Origin of the sequence: Massilia sp. CFBP 13721, assembly GCF_014842025.1 — a bacterium.
In the GTDB taxonomy this organism is placed as follows: domain Bacteria; phylum Pseudomonadota; class Gammaproteobacteria; order Burkholderiales; family Burkholderiaceae_D; genus Telluria.
In genome coordinates, this window is sequence record NZ_JACYUY010000017.1 from 124010 (window position 1) to 140433 (window position 16424).

Annotated in this window: 12 protein-coding genes and 1 tRNA gene; 6 read left to right on the forward strand and 7 right to left on the reverse strand. The window is 68.9% G+C overall.

What is annotated here, in order from left to right; genetic code table 11:
- Window positions 1-10: 10 nt before the first annotated feature.
- Window positions 11-103, forward strand: a tRNA-Ser gene (locus tag IFT60_RS16865).
- A gap of 429 nt (window positions 104-532) precedes the next feature.
- Here the strand turns inward: IFT60_RS16865 and IFT60_RS16870 are convergent.
- On the reverse strand, window positions 533-970 hold the full coding sequence (locus tag IFT60_RS16870; RefSeq protein ID WP_192053599.1) for a hypothetical protein: 438 nt from the start codon (window positions 968-970) through the stop codon (window positions 533-535).
- 214 nt (window positions 971-1184) lie between these two features.
- On the opposite strand from IFT60_RS16870, the gene tssF reads away from it, so the two are divergent.
- Together tssF and tssG are read left to right on the forward strand one after the other, a co-directional pair.
- Window positions 1185-3047, forward strand: coding sequence for a type VI secretion system baseplate subunit TssF (gene tssF, locus IFT60_RS16875; protein ID WP_192053601.1), 1863 nt, complete (start codon window positions 1185-1187; stop codon window positions 3045-3047).
- The gene (gene tssG, locus IFT60_RS16880) at window positions 2996-4096 is read left to right on the forward strand and encodes a type VI secretion system baseplate subunit TssG (protein WP_192053604.1); all 1101 of its coding nucleotides are present in this window, start codon (window positions 2996-2998) and stop codon (window positions 4094-4096) included. The genes tssF and tssG overlap by 52 nt, the downstream gene beginning before the upstream one ends.
- Here tssG and IFT60_RS16885 read toward each other — a convergent pair.
- A complete protein-coding gene (locus IFT60_RS16885) occupies window positions 4083-5600 on the reverse strand; it encodes an aryl-sulfate sulfotransferase (RefSeq protein WP_192053606.1) in 1518 nt (505 codons plus the stop codon). The genes tssG and IFT60_RS16885 overlap by 14 nt on opposite strands.
- A gap of 185 nt (window positions 5601-5785) precedes the next feature.
- Here IFT60_RS16885 and IFT60_RS16890 point away from each other — a divergent pair, with 185 nt between their 5' ends.
- Window positions 5786-8221 carry a heavy metal translocating P-type ATPase gene (locus tag IFT60_RS16890; RefSeq protein WP_192053608.1) on the forward strand — a complete coding sequence of 812 codons (2436 nt, stop codon included), beginning with the start codon at window positions 5786-5788 and terminating at the stop codon, window positions 8219-8221.
- A gap of 66 nt (window positions 8222-8287) precedes the next feature.
- Here IFT60_RS16890 and IFT60_RS16895 read toward each other — a convergent pair whose 3' ends face one another.
- Genes IFT60_RS16895 through IFT60_RS16910 form a run of 4 tightly spaced genes read right to left on the reverse strand, consistent with a single transcriptional unit; the run spans window position 8288 to window position 11999 of the window.
- Complete coding sequence (locus IFT60_RS16895; RefSeq protein WP_192053611.1) at window positions 8288-9658, reverse strand: multicopper oxidase family protein; 1371 nt, start codon at window positions 9656-9658, stop codon at window positions 8288-8290.
- Window positions 9655-11064 (reverse strand): TolC family protein, encoded by a 1410-nt coding sequence (locus tag IFT60_RS16900; RefSeq protein ID WP_374001075.1) that lies wholly within the window; start codon window positions 11062-11064, stop codon window positions 9655-9657. The genes IFT60_RS16895 and IFT60_RS16900 overlap by 4 nt, the downstream gene beginning before the upstream one ends.
- Window positions 11061-11537 carry a hypothetical protein gene (locus tag IFT60_RS16905; RefSeq protein WP_192053613.1) on the reverse strand — a complete coding sequence of 159 codons (477 nt, stop codon included), beginning with the start codon at window positions 11535-11537 and terminating at the stop codon, window positions 11061-11063. Before IFT60_RS16905 ends, IFT60_RS16900 begins: the two co-directional genes overlap by 4 nt.
- Window positions 11538-11591: 54 nt before the next feature.
- The gene (locus IFT60_RS16910; RefSeq protein ID WP_192053615.1) at window positions 11592-11999 is read right to left on the reverse strand and encodes a hypothetical protein; all 408 of its coding nucleotides are present in this window, start codon (window positions 11997-11999) and stop codon (window positions 11592-11594) included.
- 103 nt (window positions 12000-12102) lie between these two features.
- Here IFT60_RS16910 and IFT60_RS16915 point away from each other — a divergent pair, with 103 nt between their 5' ends.
- A complete protein-coding gene (locus IFT60_RS16915; protein ID WP_192053617.1) occupies window positions 12103-12525 on the forward strand; it encodes a hypothetical protein in 423 nt (140 codons plus the stop codon).
- Here IFT60_RS16915 and IFT60_RS16920 read toward each other — a convergent pair.
- Window positions 12486-13442 (reverse strand): cation diffusion facilitator family transporter, encoded by a 957-nt coding sequence (locus IFT60_RS16920; protein WP_192053620.1) that lies wholly within the window; start codon window positions 13440-13442, stop codon window positions 12486-12488. The two genes, IFT60_RS16915 and IFT60_RS16920, sit on opposite strands and share 40 nt — an antisense overlap.
- A gap of 107 nt (window positions 13443-13549) precedes the next feature.
- Between IFT60_RS16920 and IFT60_RS16925 the strand changes: the two genes are divergently transcribed.
- Window positions 13550-16243 (forward strand): bifunctional acetate--CoA ligase family protein/GNAT family N-acetyltransferase, encoded by a 2694-nt coding sequence (locus tag IFT60_RS16925; RefSeq protein WP_192053622.1) that lies wholly within the window; start codon window positions 13550-13552, stop codon window positions 16241-16243.
- Window positions 16244-16424: the final 181 nt, after the last annotated feature.

A 16424-nucleotide genomic window follows, 5' to 3' on the forward strand; every position in this document is an offset into this window, starting at 1 on the left:
GGAGTTGATTGGAGACGTGGCCGAGTGGCCGAAGGCACATCCCTGCTAAGGATGCATATGGCTTATACCCGTATCGTGGGTTCGAATCCCACCGTCTCCGCCAAGTTACAAAAGAGAAAAGCCACCGCAAGGTGGCTTTTTTCTTTTGTAACTTGGCGGAGACGAGCAAGGCGCCTGCGCGCCTTGCGCGTGGGATTCGAAGGGTTGCGCGTACTCGCGCAACCGCGGCCCGCGGAACGTGGGCGAATCCCATGCTTGATCAGTGACTCGGTCACCGCAAGGTGCCTTTTTTTCGTTGGCTCATCACTAACGTAGGGTGGACTCCCGAGTCCACGCGCTACGTACGCATCCGTTCGGTAGCTGCAGTGAATATCGTCTCGTACAACATTGAATAGCAACGTATCTGTCCGTAGGGTGGACGGCTCTGCCGTCCACGCGTTCAAGCAGGCAGGGTAATAGTACAGATAGCGCTTGCTGGACGCATGGACGGGAAACCAGTCCACCCTACCTCTGCCGCTAGCCACCGCATCCATCAACTCTTTTTCTTGCGCGCGACAAGACTCCCCGCTGGCCGGCCTGGACGAAGGTGGCCGGGCGCCGCAACGAGCGGCCGCGCCAGGACCAGCGCGAGGTCGGTTGTCAGCCTGTGTATCGACAGCAAGTCGCAGGCAGCCGCCAGCGCAGCCCGGCCCAGCGCGGCGTCGCCCGCCTCGACCTGCGTCACGATGCGGTGCAGCGAAGCGAGCAGCAGCGCGTTGGCGGCGCGGCGCTCGTGCAAGCCATCGAAGCCGAGCGTTTCCATGACGGCTTCTTCGTGCGCCAGGCCGACTTCGATGGCGACGACCACCGACTCGAACGCGGCGCTGAATTTGGCATCAGGCAGGGTCGCGTGCCGCTGGAGGCGAACGAACAGGAGCTTGCGTGCGCGGCGCAGGGCGGCGGCGGCCGTATGGTGGGCGGAAGGGAGCAACGGGGCTATCGGAAGCAGGATGCACGGAGTGATCCAGCCAGTTTGCATTTACTCCCGATAGAATCTTTGCGCCAGATCAAAGCGCGGTCTCGAATAACCGGTACCGATCGGCCCCGAGTAGACCTGTATGGCGGGCGCGCTTCTTATCGCCAGTCAAAGCCACGGCGGCACGGCGATGGGAGCATAGTCTGTTTCCAGCAAGCACGGAGCGGGTATGGACGAGCTACTACGGTATTTCGAGGAAGAGCTGGGACTGTTCGGCCACCATGCCCGCGAATTTCGCAGCCGCTTCCCCAAGCCGGCGAGCGACCTGCACATTACCGGCGAGCGTTACGACGATCCGAGCGTGGCGCGGCTGATCCAGTCGGTTGCGCTGCTGAGCGCGCGCATCCACAAGCGGCTCGACGACGATTACCCGAAGTTCACCGAGGCGCTGCTCGAGAGTTTATATCCGCATTATCTGCGCCCCTTGCCGTCCTATTCAGTGGCGCGCATCGTGTCGTCCAGCCACGATGGCGGGGAATTTGCGTGCATTGAACGCGGCACGCCGCTGCGCAGCACTCCGGTGGGCGGCACGGTGTGCCAGTTCCGCACGGTCTATCCGGTGCTGACCGGCCCGCTGCGGATCGTCGACGCGGCCTTTTCCGTTCCGATTGCGGCGCCGCGCACGGCGCAGCTGGCGCGCGGCGTGACGGCGGGGCTGTCGATCGGCATCGAAGTAAAAGGTTCGGTGGCCGGCCTGTGCGCGCGCGGATTCGGCAGCGTGCGCCTGTTCGTCGACGCCGAACCGGCGCTGCGCGCGGCCCTGATCGACGCGCTGTTCATGCGTGCGCGCGGCGCCTGGGTCCAGGCCGAAGGCAGCACGCCCTGGCGGCCGCTGGCGGCGCTGCCGCTGCGCCTGGCCGGCTTCGGCGACGAGGAAGCCCTGCTGCCGACGTCCACGCGCTCGCATCCGGCCTTCCGGCTGCTCACCGAGTACTTCGCCTATCCGGAAAAATTCCATTTCATCGATGTCGACCTGGCGGCGCTGGCGCGCCAGTTGCCCGCGGACTGCACGCGCTGCACGCTGCACCTGGGCCTGGCGGGAATTCCTGCCGACGGCGACAGCGCGCGCCTGCTCGCACCCCTGGCCGCACGCCACTTGCTGCCCGGCTGCACGCCGGTGGTCAACCTGTTTCGCAAGGCCGGCGATCCGATCGCCCTGACGCATACGCGTGCCGAATACGTGCTGGCGGCCGACGGCGCCCACGCCGGCGCCTTCGACATCCACAGCATCGACCGGGTGTGCGTCGTGCGCGAAGCGCGCGGTACTGCCAGCGTGACCGAATTCAGCCCGCTGTACGCTGTGCAGCACGACCAGCAGAGAGTTCACCAAGGAGCAGCGGGCCATTTCTGGAGCGCGCGCCGCGACGAGATGCTGGCCGCCGCCAGCCCCGGGCACGCGTTGCTGCTGTCGCTCAGCGATCCCGACTTCAGCCCCGACGAAGCGGCCAACGCGACGATTTCGACGGAACTGACCTGCACCAACCGCGACCTGCCGGCGCAGCTGCGTATCGGCCAGCCACATGGCGACCTGATGGCCGAGTCGGCCTGCGGGGCCGCACCCTTCACCCTGCTGCGCAAACCGAGCCCGAGCTGGCGCTTCACACATGGCGACGGCGCCCACTGGCGCCTGATCGCGCACCTGGCGCTGAACTATGCCGGCTTGACCAATGCCGGGCTGCCGGACCTGCAGAAGATGCTCGCCCTGTACGACCTGCCGCGCTCGCCGGCGGCGCGGCGCCAGATCGCCGGCATCCTCAAGCTCGAGCACGGCAGCGTACGCGCCTGGCTCCGGACGCGCCCGGTGTCGGCGCTGATGCCGGGCGTCGCCATCCGCATGACGCTCGACGAGGAAGCCTTCGCCGGCAGCGCGCTGTATGTGTTCGCTCAGGTGATGGACCGCTATTTCGCGCTGAACAGCCAGCTGAACTGCTTTACGCGGCTCGAGATCGTGTCGCACCAGACCGGAGAGGAGATCCTTGCATGCGCCCCACGCACCGCCGAACAACTGCGAGCGTCATCGAGCGGCTGCTAGCCAAACCGCAGGCCTTCGAATTCGTGCAGGCGGTGTCGATTTTGCTGGCCTGGCTGGCGCGTCAGGGGGTGGCGCCGGAACAGGCCTGGCGCGATTGCCTGCGCTTCGAGAACAGCCTGGGGCTCGGCTTTCCGGCTTCCGAGATCGAAGCGATCGCGCATACGCGCACGGAAGTGGATGCTGCGGCAGCGGACGCCGGCCATCGCTTCACGATCACCCCGGCCTTCATGGGACTGCTCGGTGCGCACGGCGTGCTGCCGGCGCACGTCACCGAACGCATCGCCGCCTGGCAAAGCGCCGGCCACGACGCGGCGCCGCGCACCTTTCTCGACCTGGTCTCGAACCGCATGCTGGCGCTGTTCTGGCGGGCCTGGCAAAAAAACCGGATCGCGCACATGCCGGCAGGCGGCGCCGATCGCCTGCGGCCGCTGTTGCTAGCGCTGGCCGGAAGCGCCCCGGAATCATCATCGCCATCGCGGTCGGACGCCGCGCCGCCGCACCTGGTCGCGCATTTCGCCGGCATGCTCGCACAACGGCCCTGTTCGGCGGTCGTGATCGAACAGATCGTGTCCGCGTTCTTCGGCGTCGCCGTGCGCCTGGAGGAAGCGGTCGGGCACTGGGACCGCCTCGGGCGCGCCGAGCAGGCCGCGCTCGGCATCAATGCCGAGCTTGGCGAAAACGTGCTGCTGGGCGAGCGCAGCTGGCGCCCCGACCTGCGCGCGCGCCTGCGCATCGGTCCGCTCGACGCGGCGACCTTCGCCCGCTTCCTGCCCAGCGGCGACGCCAGCGCGGCGCTGCGCGCCATCCTCGGCCGCTGCGCCGAGCCGAGCGTCGGCTTCGAGATTCAGCTGGTGCTGCGCGCGCAGGACGTGCGGCCGCTGCAACTCCCGGGCCGTACCCACCCGGCGAATGTTCAAGGCCGGCTCGGACGCGACAGTTTTCTCGGCGCCGGCCAAGCAGTGGACCGTGCCGACATGCGCTACCTGATGTTGCCGATGGCAGCGCTGCCGGCCTTGCCTGCACGGTCCGGCCCGGCTACTTCAGGGTGATGTCGGAGAAGTCCACCGACTTGCTGTTGAAGGCGACAGCGCAGACGTTGGCCGGATATTCGTAGTCGAACGCGACTTTGCCGGTGCTGTCCAGGGCGCCCAGCCTGGTGCGGGTTTGCCCCGCCGCGACCGAATACGTGACCAGGTGATGGTTCGCTGCGACGCCTTCGTACACGCTCGAGCAGATGTCGGAATAGATGGCCGGCGTCGGTGCATAACTCCAGGTTTCGGCGGCGGTGCGGGCGCTTGCATCGATCACGTAGCGCGACGGCGTGCTGAAGTCGCGCGTGATGCCGGGAGCGGTGCCCGCGGGCTGGTTCAGGCTGCCGAGGCCATTGTTAAACAGCAGCAGGTCGCCATTCGCGGCAATCGATAGCGAATGCTGGCCGACCGGCGCCTTGCCCGAGGTAAGCTTGAGCGCCAGCGCGCGCAGCGACGGATAGTCGACATACCAGTGCTTGGTGGTGTCGCCGAGCAGCCACTTGATCCGGCCGGTCGCGTAATCGAGCTTGACGACGAAATTTTCCCGGCTCGAAACGAGGAGCGAGTCGTCGGCCGCGTTGTAGATGGCCGAATTCATGTGGAACCAGTCGGCGTTGTCGCGCACGAAATTCGATGGGTCGTCGCCGCCGGCCTGCATGGCGGCGCGGAAGATGGCGGCCATGTCCCATTCCTTGATGATCTCGCCGGTCTCGCTGATTTCGGCCAGGTCCGCTTCGACCTTCGGCACGCCGCCGGCGAGCGCGTCGAGTTCGGCCAGGAAGCCGGTCTTGCCGCGCGTGAAATCGTGATGGAAGTTGGTGTAGCGAGTCGAGGCCAGCGGCCGCGCGGCGTAGCTGCCATCCAGTTCGACGCGGTACAGTTCGGGCGTCGTCGGGCTGCCGACCAGGAAGGAGTCGGTGTTGAAGAGCGAGGAGATGGAGTCGCTCGGGCCGGCGCCCACCCAGCGCAGGTTGCCGTCGGTATCGAGCACGGCCGGCGTGGTCACGCCATTCTGGACCATCATGTAGTCGAAGCCCGGCGACACTGACGCGCTGCGCGCGGTGAGTACTTGCGGCGTGGTATAGACCGCGCCCGGCCCGGTATAGGCGGGCGCCGCCAGCGTCAGGCGCTCGACGTGGGTCGACTGGTCGCGAAAGCGCGCCGTGACGGTGACGCTGTTCTGGTAATTGGCGTAGAGGCCGAAGACGGCAAGGGCCAGGCGCTTGTCGGCCGCGTTCCAGGCCCCCTTGCGCTCGATCCAGGCGCGGGTATAAGTGACGGCCACCGGCTTCGAGAACGTGCCCGGCCTGGGTGCGATGGTGTAGGAAACGTTGTCGAGATGGGCAAATTCGTCGAGCTTCAGCACGAGGTTGACGATGAAGGGCGTGACGCCCTGGGCCTGCTCGACGACGGCGACGTGGGCCTCTTCAGCCTGGGTGTCGTCTTCCTCTGCCAGGCGGCTGCAGCCCGTGGCCAGCAAGCAGGCGAGCAACGCCATACAATAGCGGATTGAGGTGTTCATGCATTCTCCAGGTGGCATGGGCTGGCTGAGTTGGTGATTGGCGCTTATTGACGAGCTAACTCTTCGATAGGTAACCCGACAGTTAGTTCGCACGGCGGGCATCGCTCAGCGCTGGATCAACGCAGCGCGGCGTGGCCTGAACTTCCGGGGAAGGCTGACTCTGAATGGATTGAAAAGAAGCGACCATGAACAAGCACAGCGGACAGTTTGCAGGGCCCGTCGCGGCAAGCTTTGATATTTCCGGCATGACATGCGGCTCCTGTGTCGCCCGTGTCGAGAAAGCCATACGCGCGGTGCCCGGGGTGGCCCAGGTCAGCGTCAACCTGGCAACCGAACGCGCCAGCGTGCAGGGCGCGGCTGCGTCGGAAGCCGTGATCGCGGCCGTGCGCAAGGCCGGCTACGAGGCCAGCAACGAGGCGAGCGCGGCAAAGGGAGCGGACAGCGCGCCCGCGACGTGGTGGCCGGTCGCGCTGGCAGCCTTGTTCAGTGCGCCGCTGGCCGCGCCCATGTTCGTTCAATTCCTCGGCGGTGACTGGGCGCTGCCGGGCTGGCTGCAGTGGCTGCTGGCCACGCCGGTGCAGTTCTGGCTGGGTGCGCGTTTCTACCGGGCCGGCTGGAAGGCGCTGCGCGCGGGCAGCGGCAACATGGACCTGCTGGTGGCGATCGGCACCAGCGCCGCGTATGCGCTGTCGGTGTATTTGCTGCTGCGGGAAGGCACGCATCATGCGGCGCACCTGTATTTCGAATCGTCGGCGGTCGTCATCACCCTGGTCCTGCTCGGCAAGTGGCTCGAAGCCCGCGCCAAGGGGCAGACGGTGGAAGCGATCCGCGCGCTCGAAGGCTTGCGTCCGACAGAGGCGATCGTGCGCCGCGGCGGCGTCGATACGGCCATCGCGCCCGAAGCGCTGCAAGTGGGCGACCTGCTGGTGGTGCGTCCCGGCGCGCGCGTCGCCGCCGATGGCCGCGTGGTGGAGGGCCGCAGCCATCTCGACGAGTCGCTGCTGACCGGCGAAAGCCTGCCGTTGGCGAAGGAGCCGGGCGCGCGCGTGAGCGGCGGCGCCGTGAATGGCGAAGGCCTGCTGCTGGTCGAGGTGACCGCGGTCGGGGCCGCGACCATGCTGGCGCGGATCATCCGCCAGGTCGAGAATGCGCAGGCGGTCAAGGCGCCGGTGCAGCGCCTGGTCGACCGCGTCAGCGCCGTCTTCGTGCCGGCCGTGTTGCTGCTGTCGGTGCTCGTGTGCCTGGCCTGGGGCCTGGCCACGGGCGACTGGGAAGCGGCGCTGCTGAACGCGGTCGCGGTACAGGTGATCGCCTGTCCCTGCGCCCTCGGGCTGGCGACGCCGACCGCGATCATGGTCGGCACCGGCGCCGCCGCGCGCCACGGCATCCTGATCCGCGACGCCGAGGCGCTCGAACGCGCGCATGCGATCGATACCGTCGTCTTCGACAAGACCGGCACCCTGACCGTGGGACGCCCGCAGGTGGTGGCGATTGAAGGCTTCGACGCGGCATTGGTGGCGCGGCTGGCCGGCGCCGTGCAGCAGCACAGCGAGCACCCGCTGGCGCATGCGGTGATGGCCCACGCGCGCCAACTTGGCCTGGATGTGCCGGCCGCCGCCAACGCGCGCGCCCTGGCCGGACGCGGCGTGCAGGCCGAGGTCGACGGCGCGACGGTCTATCTCGGCAACGCGCGCCTGATCGAGGAACTCGGCGGCGACCTGGCGCCGCTGCGCGCGGCGGCAAGCCGACACGAGGCCGACGGCCGCACGGTCTCGCTGCTGGCACGCGGCACTCCGGGTGCCATCGAGGTGCTCGGCCTGCTCGCGTTTGGCGACACGCTCAAGGAAGGCGCGCAGGAGGCGGTCGTGCGCCTGAAAGCCATCGGTGTGACGCCGATGCTCTTGAGCGGCGATAATCCGGGGGCGGCGCGGGTAGTGGCCGAGGCGCTCGGCATCGAACGCTACACGGCGCAGGCGCTGCCGGCGCACAAGGCCGACGCCGTGCGCGCGGCGATGGCGGGGGGCGCGACGGTGGCGATGGTCGGCGACGGCATCAACGACGCGCCGGCGCTGGCCGCGGCCGACGTCGGCATCGCCATGGCGGGCGGCACCGACGTCGCGATGCACACGGCCGGCATCACGCTGATGCGCGGCGACCCGCGCCTGGTGGCCGACGCCATCGACATCTCGCACCGTACCTGGCGCAAGATCCGCCAGAACCTGGGCTGGGCCTTTGTCTATAACCTGGTCGGCATTCCGCTGGCGGCATTCGGCCAGTTGAACCCGATGCTGGCCGGGGCGGCGATGGCGCTTAGTTCCCTGAGCGTGGTGGCCAATGCGCTGCTGCTGCGCCGCTGGCGGCCGGCGGTATCCCATTCTGCCGGCCCTGTGCCGGCGCTTGATTCGACTGGAGAAGAAAAGATGCTTGAACTGACTGTGGAAGGCATGAGCTGCGGCCATTGCGTGGGACGCGTGACGAAGACCGTGCAGGCACTCGATGCGAACGCGAAGGTGGAGATCGACCTGGCGACCAGGAAGGTGCGGATCGACAGCAAGGCCGACGTGGAGCGCATCGCGGCCGCGATCGATGAAGCAGGCTACCCGGTGACCGCCCGCGCGTGAGTGAACGCGTGGACGGCGTCACCGGTTGCGGCATGCACGCAGCCGGGTAGAGCCGTCCACCCTACGTCAGTGTTTATGCGACGTCGGCTTGCGTACCTTGGCGGGCTGGCTGTCGGCAGGCGTCGCGCTTCCCGGCGCCTGCGGCGCCACCGGCACCGCGCCAGTCCACTCGCGCGCCACCGTCCCCGCCGGATGCCTGTACCAGCCCGGATCGCGGTAGTCGCCGCGCTTCAGGCCGTCGCGCACCTTCAGCACCGTGAACATGCCGCCCATGTCGAGGTGGCCGAAGGGGCCGCGCCCGTCCATCATCGGCAGCGTGTTTTCCGGCAGCGGCATCTTCATGTCGCCCATCGCGCCGCCCTTGTCGCCCATGACCATGTAGCCCGGGATCAGGTCGTTGATCTGTTGCGCCACGCCGCGGTGGTCGACGCCGATCAGGTTAGGCACCTCGTGACCCATCGCGTTCATCGTGTGGTGCGACTTGTGGCAGTGGAAGGCCCAGTCGCCCGGGTTGTCGGCCACGAATTCGATCGCGCGCATCTGGCCGACCGCGATGTCGACGCTCACTTCCGGCCAGCGCGCCTCGGGACGCACCCAGCCGCCATCGGTGCCGGCCACCTCGAAGCGGTGCCCGTGCAGGTGGATCGGGTGGTTGGTCATGGTGAGGTTGCCGACGCGGATGCGCACGCGCTCGTTCAGTCCGGCCACCATCGGGTCGATGCCGGGGAAGACGCGGCTGTTGAAGGTCCACAGGTTAAAGTCGAGCATGGTGTTGGTGCGCGGCGTGTAGCTGCCCGGCTCGATGTCGTAGGCGCCCAGCAGCAGCACGTAGTCGCGGTCCACCGCGTGCTGGCGGATGTCTTTCGGATGCGTGACCCAGGAACCCATCATCCCCATCGCCATCTGCTGCATCTCGTCGGCGTGCGGGTGGTACATGAAGGTGCCGGCGTGGCGCGCCACGAATTCGTAGACGAAGGTTTTGCCGGGCGGGATGCCGGGCTGGGTCAGGCCGGTGACGCCATCCATCCCGCAGGGCAGGATCTGGCCGTGCCAGTGGATGCTGGTGTGTTCGGGCAGCTTGTTGGTGACGAAAATGCGCACGCGGTCGCCTTCGACCACCTCGATCGTCGGCCCCGGACTCTGGCCGTTGTAGCCCCACAGGTTGGCCTGCATGCCGGGCGCGAGCTCGCGCACGACCGGTTCGGCCACCAGGTGGAATTCCTTGACGCCGTCCTTCATGCGCCAGGGCAGCGTCCAGCCATTCAGGGTGACAACCGGGTTGTAGGGCCGGCCGTTCGGCGGCGCGAGGGGCGCGGTCGTGCCGCCGGAGGCTTGGACCGGGGCTTCCGGCAGCGTGGCGGCGCCGGCGCGGCTGACCAGCGAGGCGCCGACCATGGCGGCGCCGGCATTACTCAAAAACGTACGACGTGAGCTCATTCTGCGTGTTCCTTGTGCGGTGAAGCGGTGGCGGGCGCGGCATGGGCCGCGTGGACAACCCGGCCGCCGATGGCTTCCTCGAGATCGGCATGGGCGCGCCAGAATGCCTGCAGCGCCTCGATGGTGGCATTCACGGCGCCGGCCTGTTCGCGCGCGTCGGTCAGCAGCTCGAAGCTGCTGGCCAGCATGCCGTTGTAGCGCAGCAGGGTCTCCTGCGAGATCCGCTTGCGCAAGGGGATGACCTCGTCGCGGTAGTGGCGCGCCAGGTCCCATGCCGCGCGGTAGCCGAGGTAGCGTTCGCGCGCCTGGCTGCGCGCATCGACCGCGGTCGCGGCGACCTGGCGCAGCGACTGCATGTAGAGCGCTTCGGCGCGTGCGCTGCGGGCGCCGCCCCAGTCGAACAGCGGCAGTTCGATCGACACCTCGTAACCGCGCTCGGCAGGCATGCCGGTCTCGCTCTTGCGCGCCGCGCCCAGTTCCAGCACGTTGACGAAGCGGGTGGTGCGGCTCAAGCCCAGGCTGCTCGCCATAGCGGCGGCATCCTGGCGCGCCGCGGCCACGTCCAGGCGCTGCGCCAGCGCGCGCCGTTCCAGGTCGGGCAGGTCTACCGGCGCGGCCGGCAGGTCGGGCAGGCGCTCGGGCAGGGTAAATGCGGTGTCGTCGCCCCACAGGCCGAGCAGGCGCGTCAGCTGTTCGCGCGTGGCCACCGCGTGCTGGGCGGCGCGGGCAACGGCGGCCGCGGCTTCGGCCTGGAAGACCTGTTCGCGCGCCAGGTCGAGGCGGCTGGCGTTGCCGGAGCGCGCCATGCGGCCCCGCAGCTCGGCGCTGGCCTCGGCCGCCGCATGCACGCGGCGCGCGTAGTCCAGGCCCTGGATCGCCGCCACCGCATCGGTCCAGGCACGCCGCGTCTCGACGGCGTGGCGCTCGATGCCAGCGCCCACCGCCAGCTTCACCCCTTCGAAGCGGCCGCTTTCCACGCGCCGCGCCAGCGGCAGGGTCAGGGCCTGCACCAGGTTGAATCCCAGCGAGCGCTCGATCTCGACCTCGCCGCCACCGGCCATGCGCTTGAAGCCGAAGGCGGGATTTTGCAGGCGCGCGGCCTGGGCCAGGTCGGCCTGGGCGATGCCGACCTTCCAGTAGCTCGCCTGCAGGCCGGGATGGTTGAGGAGCGCGATCCGTACCGCGCCCTCCATGTCGAGCGGGCGCGCCAGGAGCGCGCGCGTGGTGTCGGCGACGGCGCGCGCGTCGGTCTCGTTCATGACGATGCGCGGGGACAGGCCGCCGCGTTCCTGCGCGCGCTGGGCGACGGCATCGAAGCCGCCGTCGGGCGTGACGCCGGCGCAGCCGGCCAGTAGGGCAAATGCCGCCACGGCGCCGCCGCCCAAGGGGAAGCCGCGACCGCTCACGGCTGGCCTCCGTGCTGGTGCGCGGCGGGTGCGGGGGCGGCCGCAGCGCCATGATCCGCATGGTTCCCAGCCTCCTTTGACGGCGCGGGTGCGGCAGGCATCCGGTGGTCGGCATGCGGATCGGCAGGCGCGTTGGCCGCAGCGCCGTGCATCGCGCCGTGACCGGCGTGGGCGTCTGGCGCAACAGCATGTGCAGCATGCGGATCGGCAGCCGGCGCGGCATGGCCGGCATGCGCGCCCATGGTCAGCGCCATCGAATCGTAGGCGGCGACGATGCGGTTCTGCTCGCGCCAGGCCTGGTCGGGACGGACAGCTTCAGGGGCGGCGGGCCGATAAGGCAGGGCCGATGTGTAGACGGTGGCGCGCACCGGAACACCGCCGTCGGCGGCAGGTACGGGTACAGGGGATGCGTGGGCAACGCCGGCCAGCAGGCACGGCGCGGCCACGCGGAAAAGCGTGGAGACGAAGGTCATGACATCCTCGACAGAATCGTTCGACAGAGCCGCGCAGCGGCGGCCAGCTAGGTTTCAGGCGAGGCGAGGGCGGGGAGGTCGCTCCGGCTGGGCGAGGTGGACCGAAGGCAGGTGCCTGGCGGCGGCCGGGCTGGCCGCGGCGGCGGGCGCATGGGCCGCCAGTTGCGGCAGGAACGTGGGCAGCACCGCGCTGCCGATGCCGCAGGCCGAGCAGGTGCCGCACTTGCCCGCCTTGTGATGCGGCGCCGGCTGTTCGTGTTCGGGGGCCGCCGTGCGCATGGCGGCCTCATGGCAGGGAGGCTGCTCCGCGCTGTGCAGTTGCGCCGGCATGGCGTGCGCAGGCGCTGGCAGCGGCACCCCATGCTGCGGCAGGCACGCGCCCATTGCCACCGCCGCCATGCCTTGCAGGGGCACTGCCAGCAGGAGCAGCCAGACAATCAGCGAGCGCAGGAAAGTATTCACCGAAATATTTTAGCACGCCGGCTCGGCAGGACCGGCGTGGCGCTCTGCCAACAGTTGCTGCAATTGTTACAATAGGCGCCGCAAGAAGTTACAAGGTAGTCCGATGTCGTGGTTCATGCAGTTGCTGCGCAGTTCGTATTTTCTCTACCGCCGCAAGAGCCGGCAAGCGCTGTCCCGACGCGCCGCCGAAGTGATCACGAAGGTCTTGTTCGACATGGGCATCGACCGCTTCCTCGACGGTAGCTTGCTGGTCGACCACGGGTTGCGTTTGCGTTTCGTCAGTCGGGCATCGAACGTCCAGGACGCGAGCGTGTACGCCGCGGTGCGTGCCGCGTCGCTGGTCCAGGCGCACGCCCTGCGCCAGGCGCAAGCCGATGCCGGGTGGGCGGCGCCGCCGCGCCGCGAGCAGGTCGAGCGCATCGTCGACGAACTCATGGCAAAACTCCTGAGCCAATCCGCCGAACTGCGCGCCCTCCCTGCGGGCGATCAGCCCATCGCCGAACGCAGCGCCGCCGCCTCGAAATAAACCCGCCCAATCGCCGGATCGAAGTCGCGCACGGCGCGTTCCAGGCGTGCGATCGCGACGTCGACCTCGTCGATACGCATGCCGCGCTTGAAGCGCACCGCCGCCGTCAGCAGCACGTCGTCTGGCCCTAGCTGCATGGTCATCAGCTGGCCGACGGTCTCGATGGCCGGGTCGGCGCGGAAGATCTCCTTCAGTTTGCCGGTCTGCTCGATGCCCACGCTTTCGCCGACCAGCAGGGCGCCGGTCTCGCGCGCCAGCGTAAAGGCCGCGCCCACCAGCAGCAGGCCGATCACGATCGAGGCCGCCGGATCGATGTACGGATTGTCGAGCAGGTGCCCGAGGAAGATGCCGGCGCCGGCCACCAGCAGGCCAAGCAGGGCCGCGCTATCCTCGATGAAGACGGTGAACACCGAAGCGTCCTTGCTGGCCCGGACCGTCTGCCAGAGCGTGGCGCCGGGACGGCGGTTGCTGTTCAGTGCGCGCCGCGAAACGTTCCAGCTGTATCCTTCGAACAGGAAGGCGACGCCCAGCACGACGTAGTTCCAGAACGGGTCGGTCAGCGCTTCGGGCGCCTGCAGGCTGTGGATGCCGTGGTAGATCGACAGGCCGCCGCCGAGCGAAAACACCGACAGTGCGACGATCAGCGCCCAGAAATACACTGCCTTGCCATAGCCGAACGGATGGCGCGCGTCGGGTTTGCGCGCGCTGATCTTTTCGCCGACGAGCAGCAGCAGTTCGTTGCCGGTGTCGACCGCCGAGTGGATGCCTTCGGCCAGCATGGCGGCGCTGCCGGTGAGGGCGGCGACGATGAATTTGGCGGTGGCGATGCCGAGATTGGCGACGATGGCGGCGTAGATGACCTTGCGGCTGTCGGGCGTGGCGGAGCTTGTGGTGGCGGCGTTTTTATTATTGGTCATGTTCGAAGAGTGGAGGCCGGGGTGCTATCGAGTCTAGCGAATTCGCCGTCCGCGGCTCACACTGCTGCGGGCGCTGCCGTGCACCGCCGTTCCAATGAGCGCCGGCCATGAGCGTCCGCAATCTCGACAAGCTGTTCGCGCCGCGCTCGGTGGCGCTGGTGGGCGCTTCCAGCCGTCCCGGCAGCCTGGGCGCCACGCTGCTGTGCAACCTGATCGCAGGCGGCTTTCGCGGCGCCATTTACCCGGTCAACCCGAAGTACAGCGAGCTGTCCGGCCTGCCGACGGTCGCTTCCGTGGCCGACCTGGCCAGCGCGCCCGACCTGGCCGTCATCTGCACGCCGCCCGCCACGGTGCCGGCGATCATCCGCCAGCTCGGCGAGAAGGGCACGCGCGCGGCGGTGGTGCTCAGCGCCGGCCTGGCCGAGGCGCGCGAGGATCGCAACAGCGGCGGCCGCTCGCTCAAGCAGGCCATGCTCGACGCCGCCCATCCGTATTTGCTGCGCATCCTCGGTTCCAATAGCGCCGGCCTGCTGGCGCCCGGCCTCGGCCTGAACGCGAGCGTCGCCCACAGCGGCGCGCTGCCGGGGCGGATCGCTTTCGTCTCGCAATCGGGCGCGCTAATGACCGGGGTGCTGGACTGGGCGCGCTCGCGCGGCATCGGCTTTTCGCATTTCATCGCGCTCGGGGACTCCTCCGACGTCGACCTGGGCGACGTGCTCGACTACCTGGCCAGCGACGGCGCCACCGGCTCGATCCTGCTGTACGTCGAGCACCTGCGCTATGCGCGCAAGTTCATGTCGGCCGCGCGCGCGGCGGCGCGCAGCAAGCCGACGCTGGTGCTGAAGGCCGGGCGCGTTGCGAACAGTGTACGTGCCGCCGCCAGCGAGAGCGGCGCGCTGGCCGGCATGGACGACGTCTTCGACGCGGCGATCCGGCGCGCCGGCATGCTGCGCGTGGCCAGCACCGAGCAACTGTTCGCCGCCGTCGAAACGCTGGCCCACGCGAAGCCGCTGCATGGCGAACGCCTGGCGATCGTCGCCAACGGCGCCGGCCCCGGCCTGCTCGCCTTCGATGCGCTGGTAGGCGCGGGCGGGCGCGCGGCCGAGTTGTCGGCGCCGACGCGCGAACGCCTGGCCGCCGTGCTGCCGCGCGCGACGCCCAGCGCGGCCACGGGCGCGCTCAACCTGCACGGCGGCGCCGAACCGGATCTGTACCGCCAGGTGCTGGAAATCCTGCTGAAGGACGACGGCACCGACGCCGTGCTGGTCGTGCATGCGCCCACCGCCACCGTCGACAGCGCCGACATCGCGCGCGCGATCGCGCCGCTGGCCAAGGGCGCCTCGCGCAACGTGCTGGCCTGCTGGCTTGGGGGCGACTCGGTGGCGGCGGCGCGCGCGATCGCCTCGCAGGCTGGCATGCCGACCTTCGGCACGCCCGAAGACGCGGTCGCCGGCTTCCTGCAGATCGTCCACTACCGCCAGAACCAGACCCTCCTGATGCAGGTGCCGCCCTCGGTGTCGAGCATCGGCGCCAACGAACGCGGCGCGGCGCGTGCGCTGGTGCGCGAAGCGCTGGCGGGCGGGCGCTACCTGCTGACCGACCCCGAGACCAAGGCGATCCTGCGCGCCTACGGCATGGCGCTGGTCGACACGCGCGCCGCCGCCACGGTCGACGAAGCGGTGGCCGCCGCGCGCGGGATCGGCTTTCCGGTTGCCGTGAAAATCCTGTCGCCGGACGTGATGCACAAGTCCGACGTCGGCGGCGTGGTGCTCGACCTCGACTCCGAACAAGCCGTACGCGCCGCCGCCCAGCGTGTGCGCCGGCGCCTGCAGGAGCTGCGCCCCGATGCCCGCTTCGAGGGCTTTTCTGTGCAGGCGATGGCGCGCCGCCCCGAAGGGCACGAACTGATCCTGGGGGCGGCGACCGACCCGGTGTTCGGCCCGGTGATCCTGTTCGGCCAGGGCGGCATGGCGGTGCAGGTGGCGGACGATTACGCGGTGGCGCTGCCGCCGCTGAACGCGGTGCTGGCGCGCGACATGATCGAACGCACGCGCGTGGCGCGCCTGCTGGCCGGCTACCGCAACCGTCCCGCCGCCGACATGGACGCGATCGTCGCCACGCTGGTGCAAGTCTCGCGCCTGGTGGCCGACATCCCGGAAATCGTCGAACTCGACATCAACCCGCTGCTGGCCGACGCCAACGGCGCCATCGTGCTCGATGCGCGCATGCGCCTGGCGCTGGCCGACCATTCCGGCAGCACGCTCGACCGCCTGGCGATCCGCCCCTATCCGCGCGAGCTGGAAACGACGATCGACTTCGGCGGCAGCGCGCTGCTGCTGCGTCCCGTGCGCCCCGAGGATGGCCCGGCGCACCTGCGCTTTTTCGACGCCCTCACGCCCGACGACGTGCGCTACCGCATGTTCGTGCGCATCCGCGAACTGCAGCCCTCGCAGCTGGCGCGCTTCACCCAGATCGACTACGACCGCGAAATGGCCTTCATCGCCACCCGCCCCGGACCGGACGGCCTGCCCGAAACGCTGGGCGTGGGCCGCGTGGTGGCCGACCCCGACAACGTCAGCGCCGAATTCGCGGTGACGGTGCGCTCCGACCTGAAGGGCATGGGACTGGGGCGGATCCTGATGCAAAAACTGATCGACTACTGCCGCCTGCGCGGCACCCGCGAAATCGTCGGCGAGGCGCTGCCGCAGAATAACCGGATCATCGGGCTGGTGAAGAAGCTGGGGTTCGAGGTGATGCGGGCGGACGAGGAGGGCGTGCGCAAGTTCCGGCTGATGCTGTGATGAAAGAATATTTCATTGAAGTCATGCAAATGAAATATTATTTCACGTGACGCATTGCCTGCGGCGTCCCTGAGATACCGCTAAGATGGGCGGCTCCACTCCGACCACATGCGCCGCCCACGCGTTCAACCGGCTCCGGAAACCTCGCGCCGCTCCATCCGTGCGTTGAACGCGTGGGCGG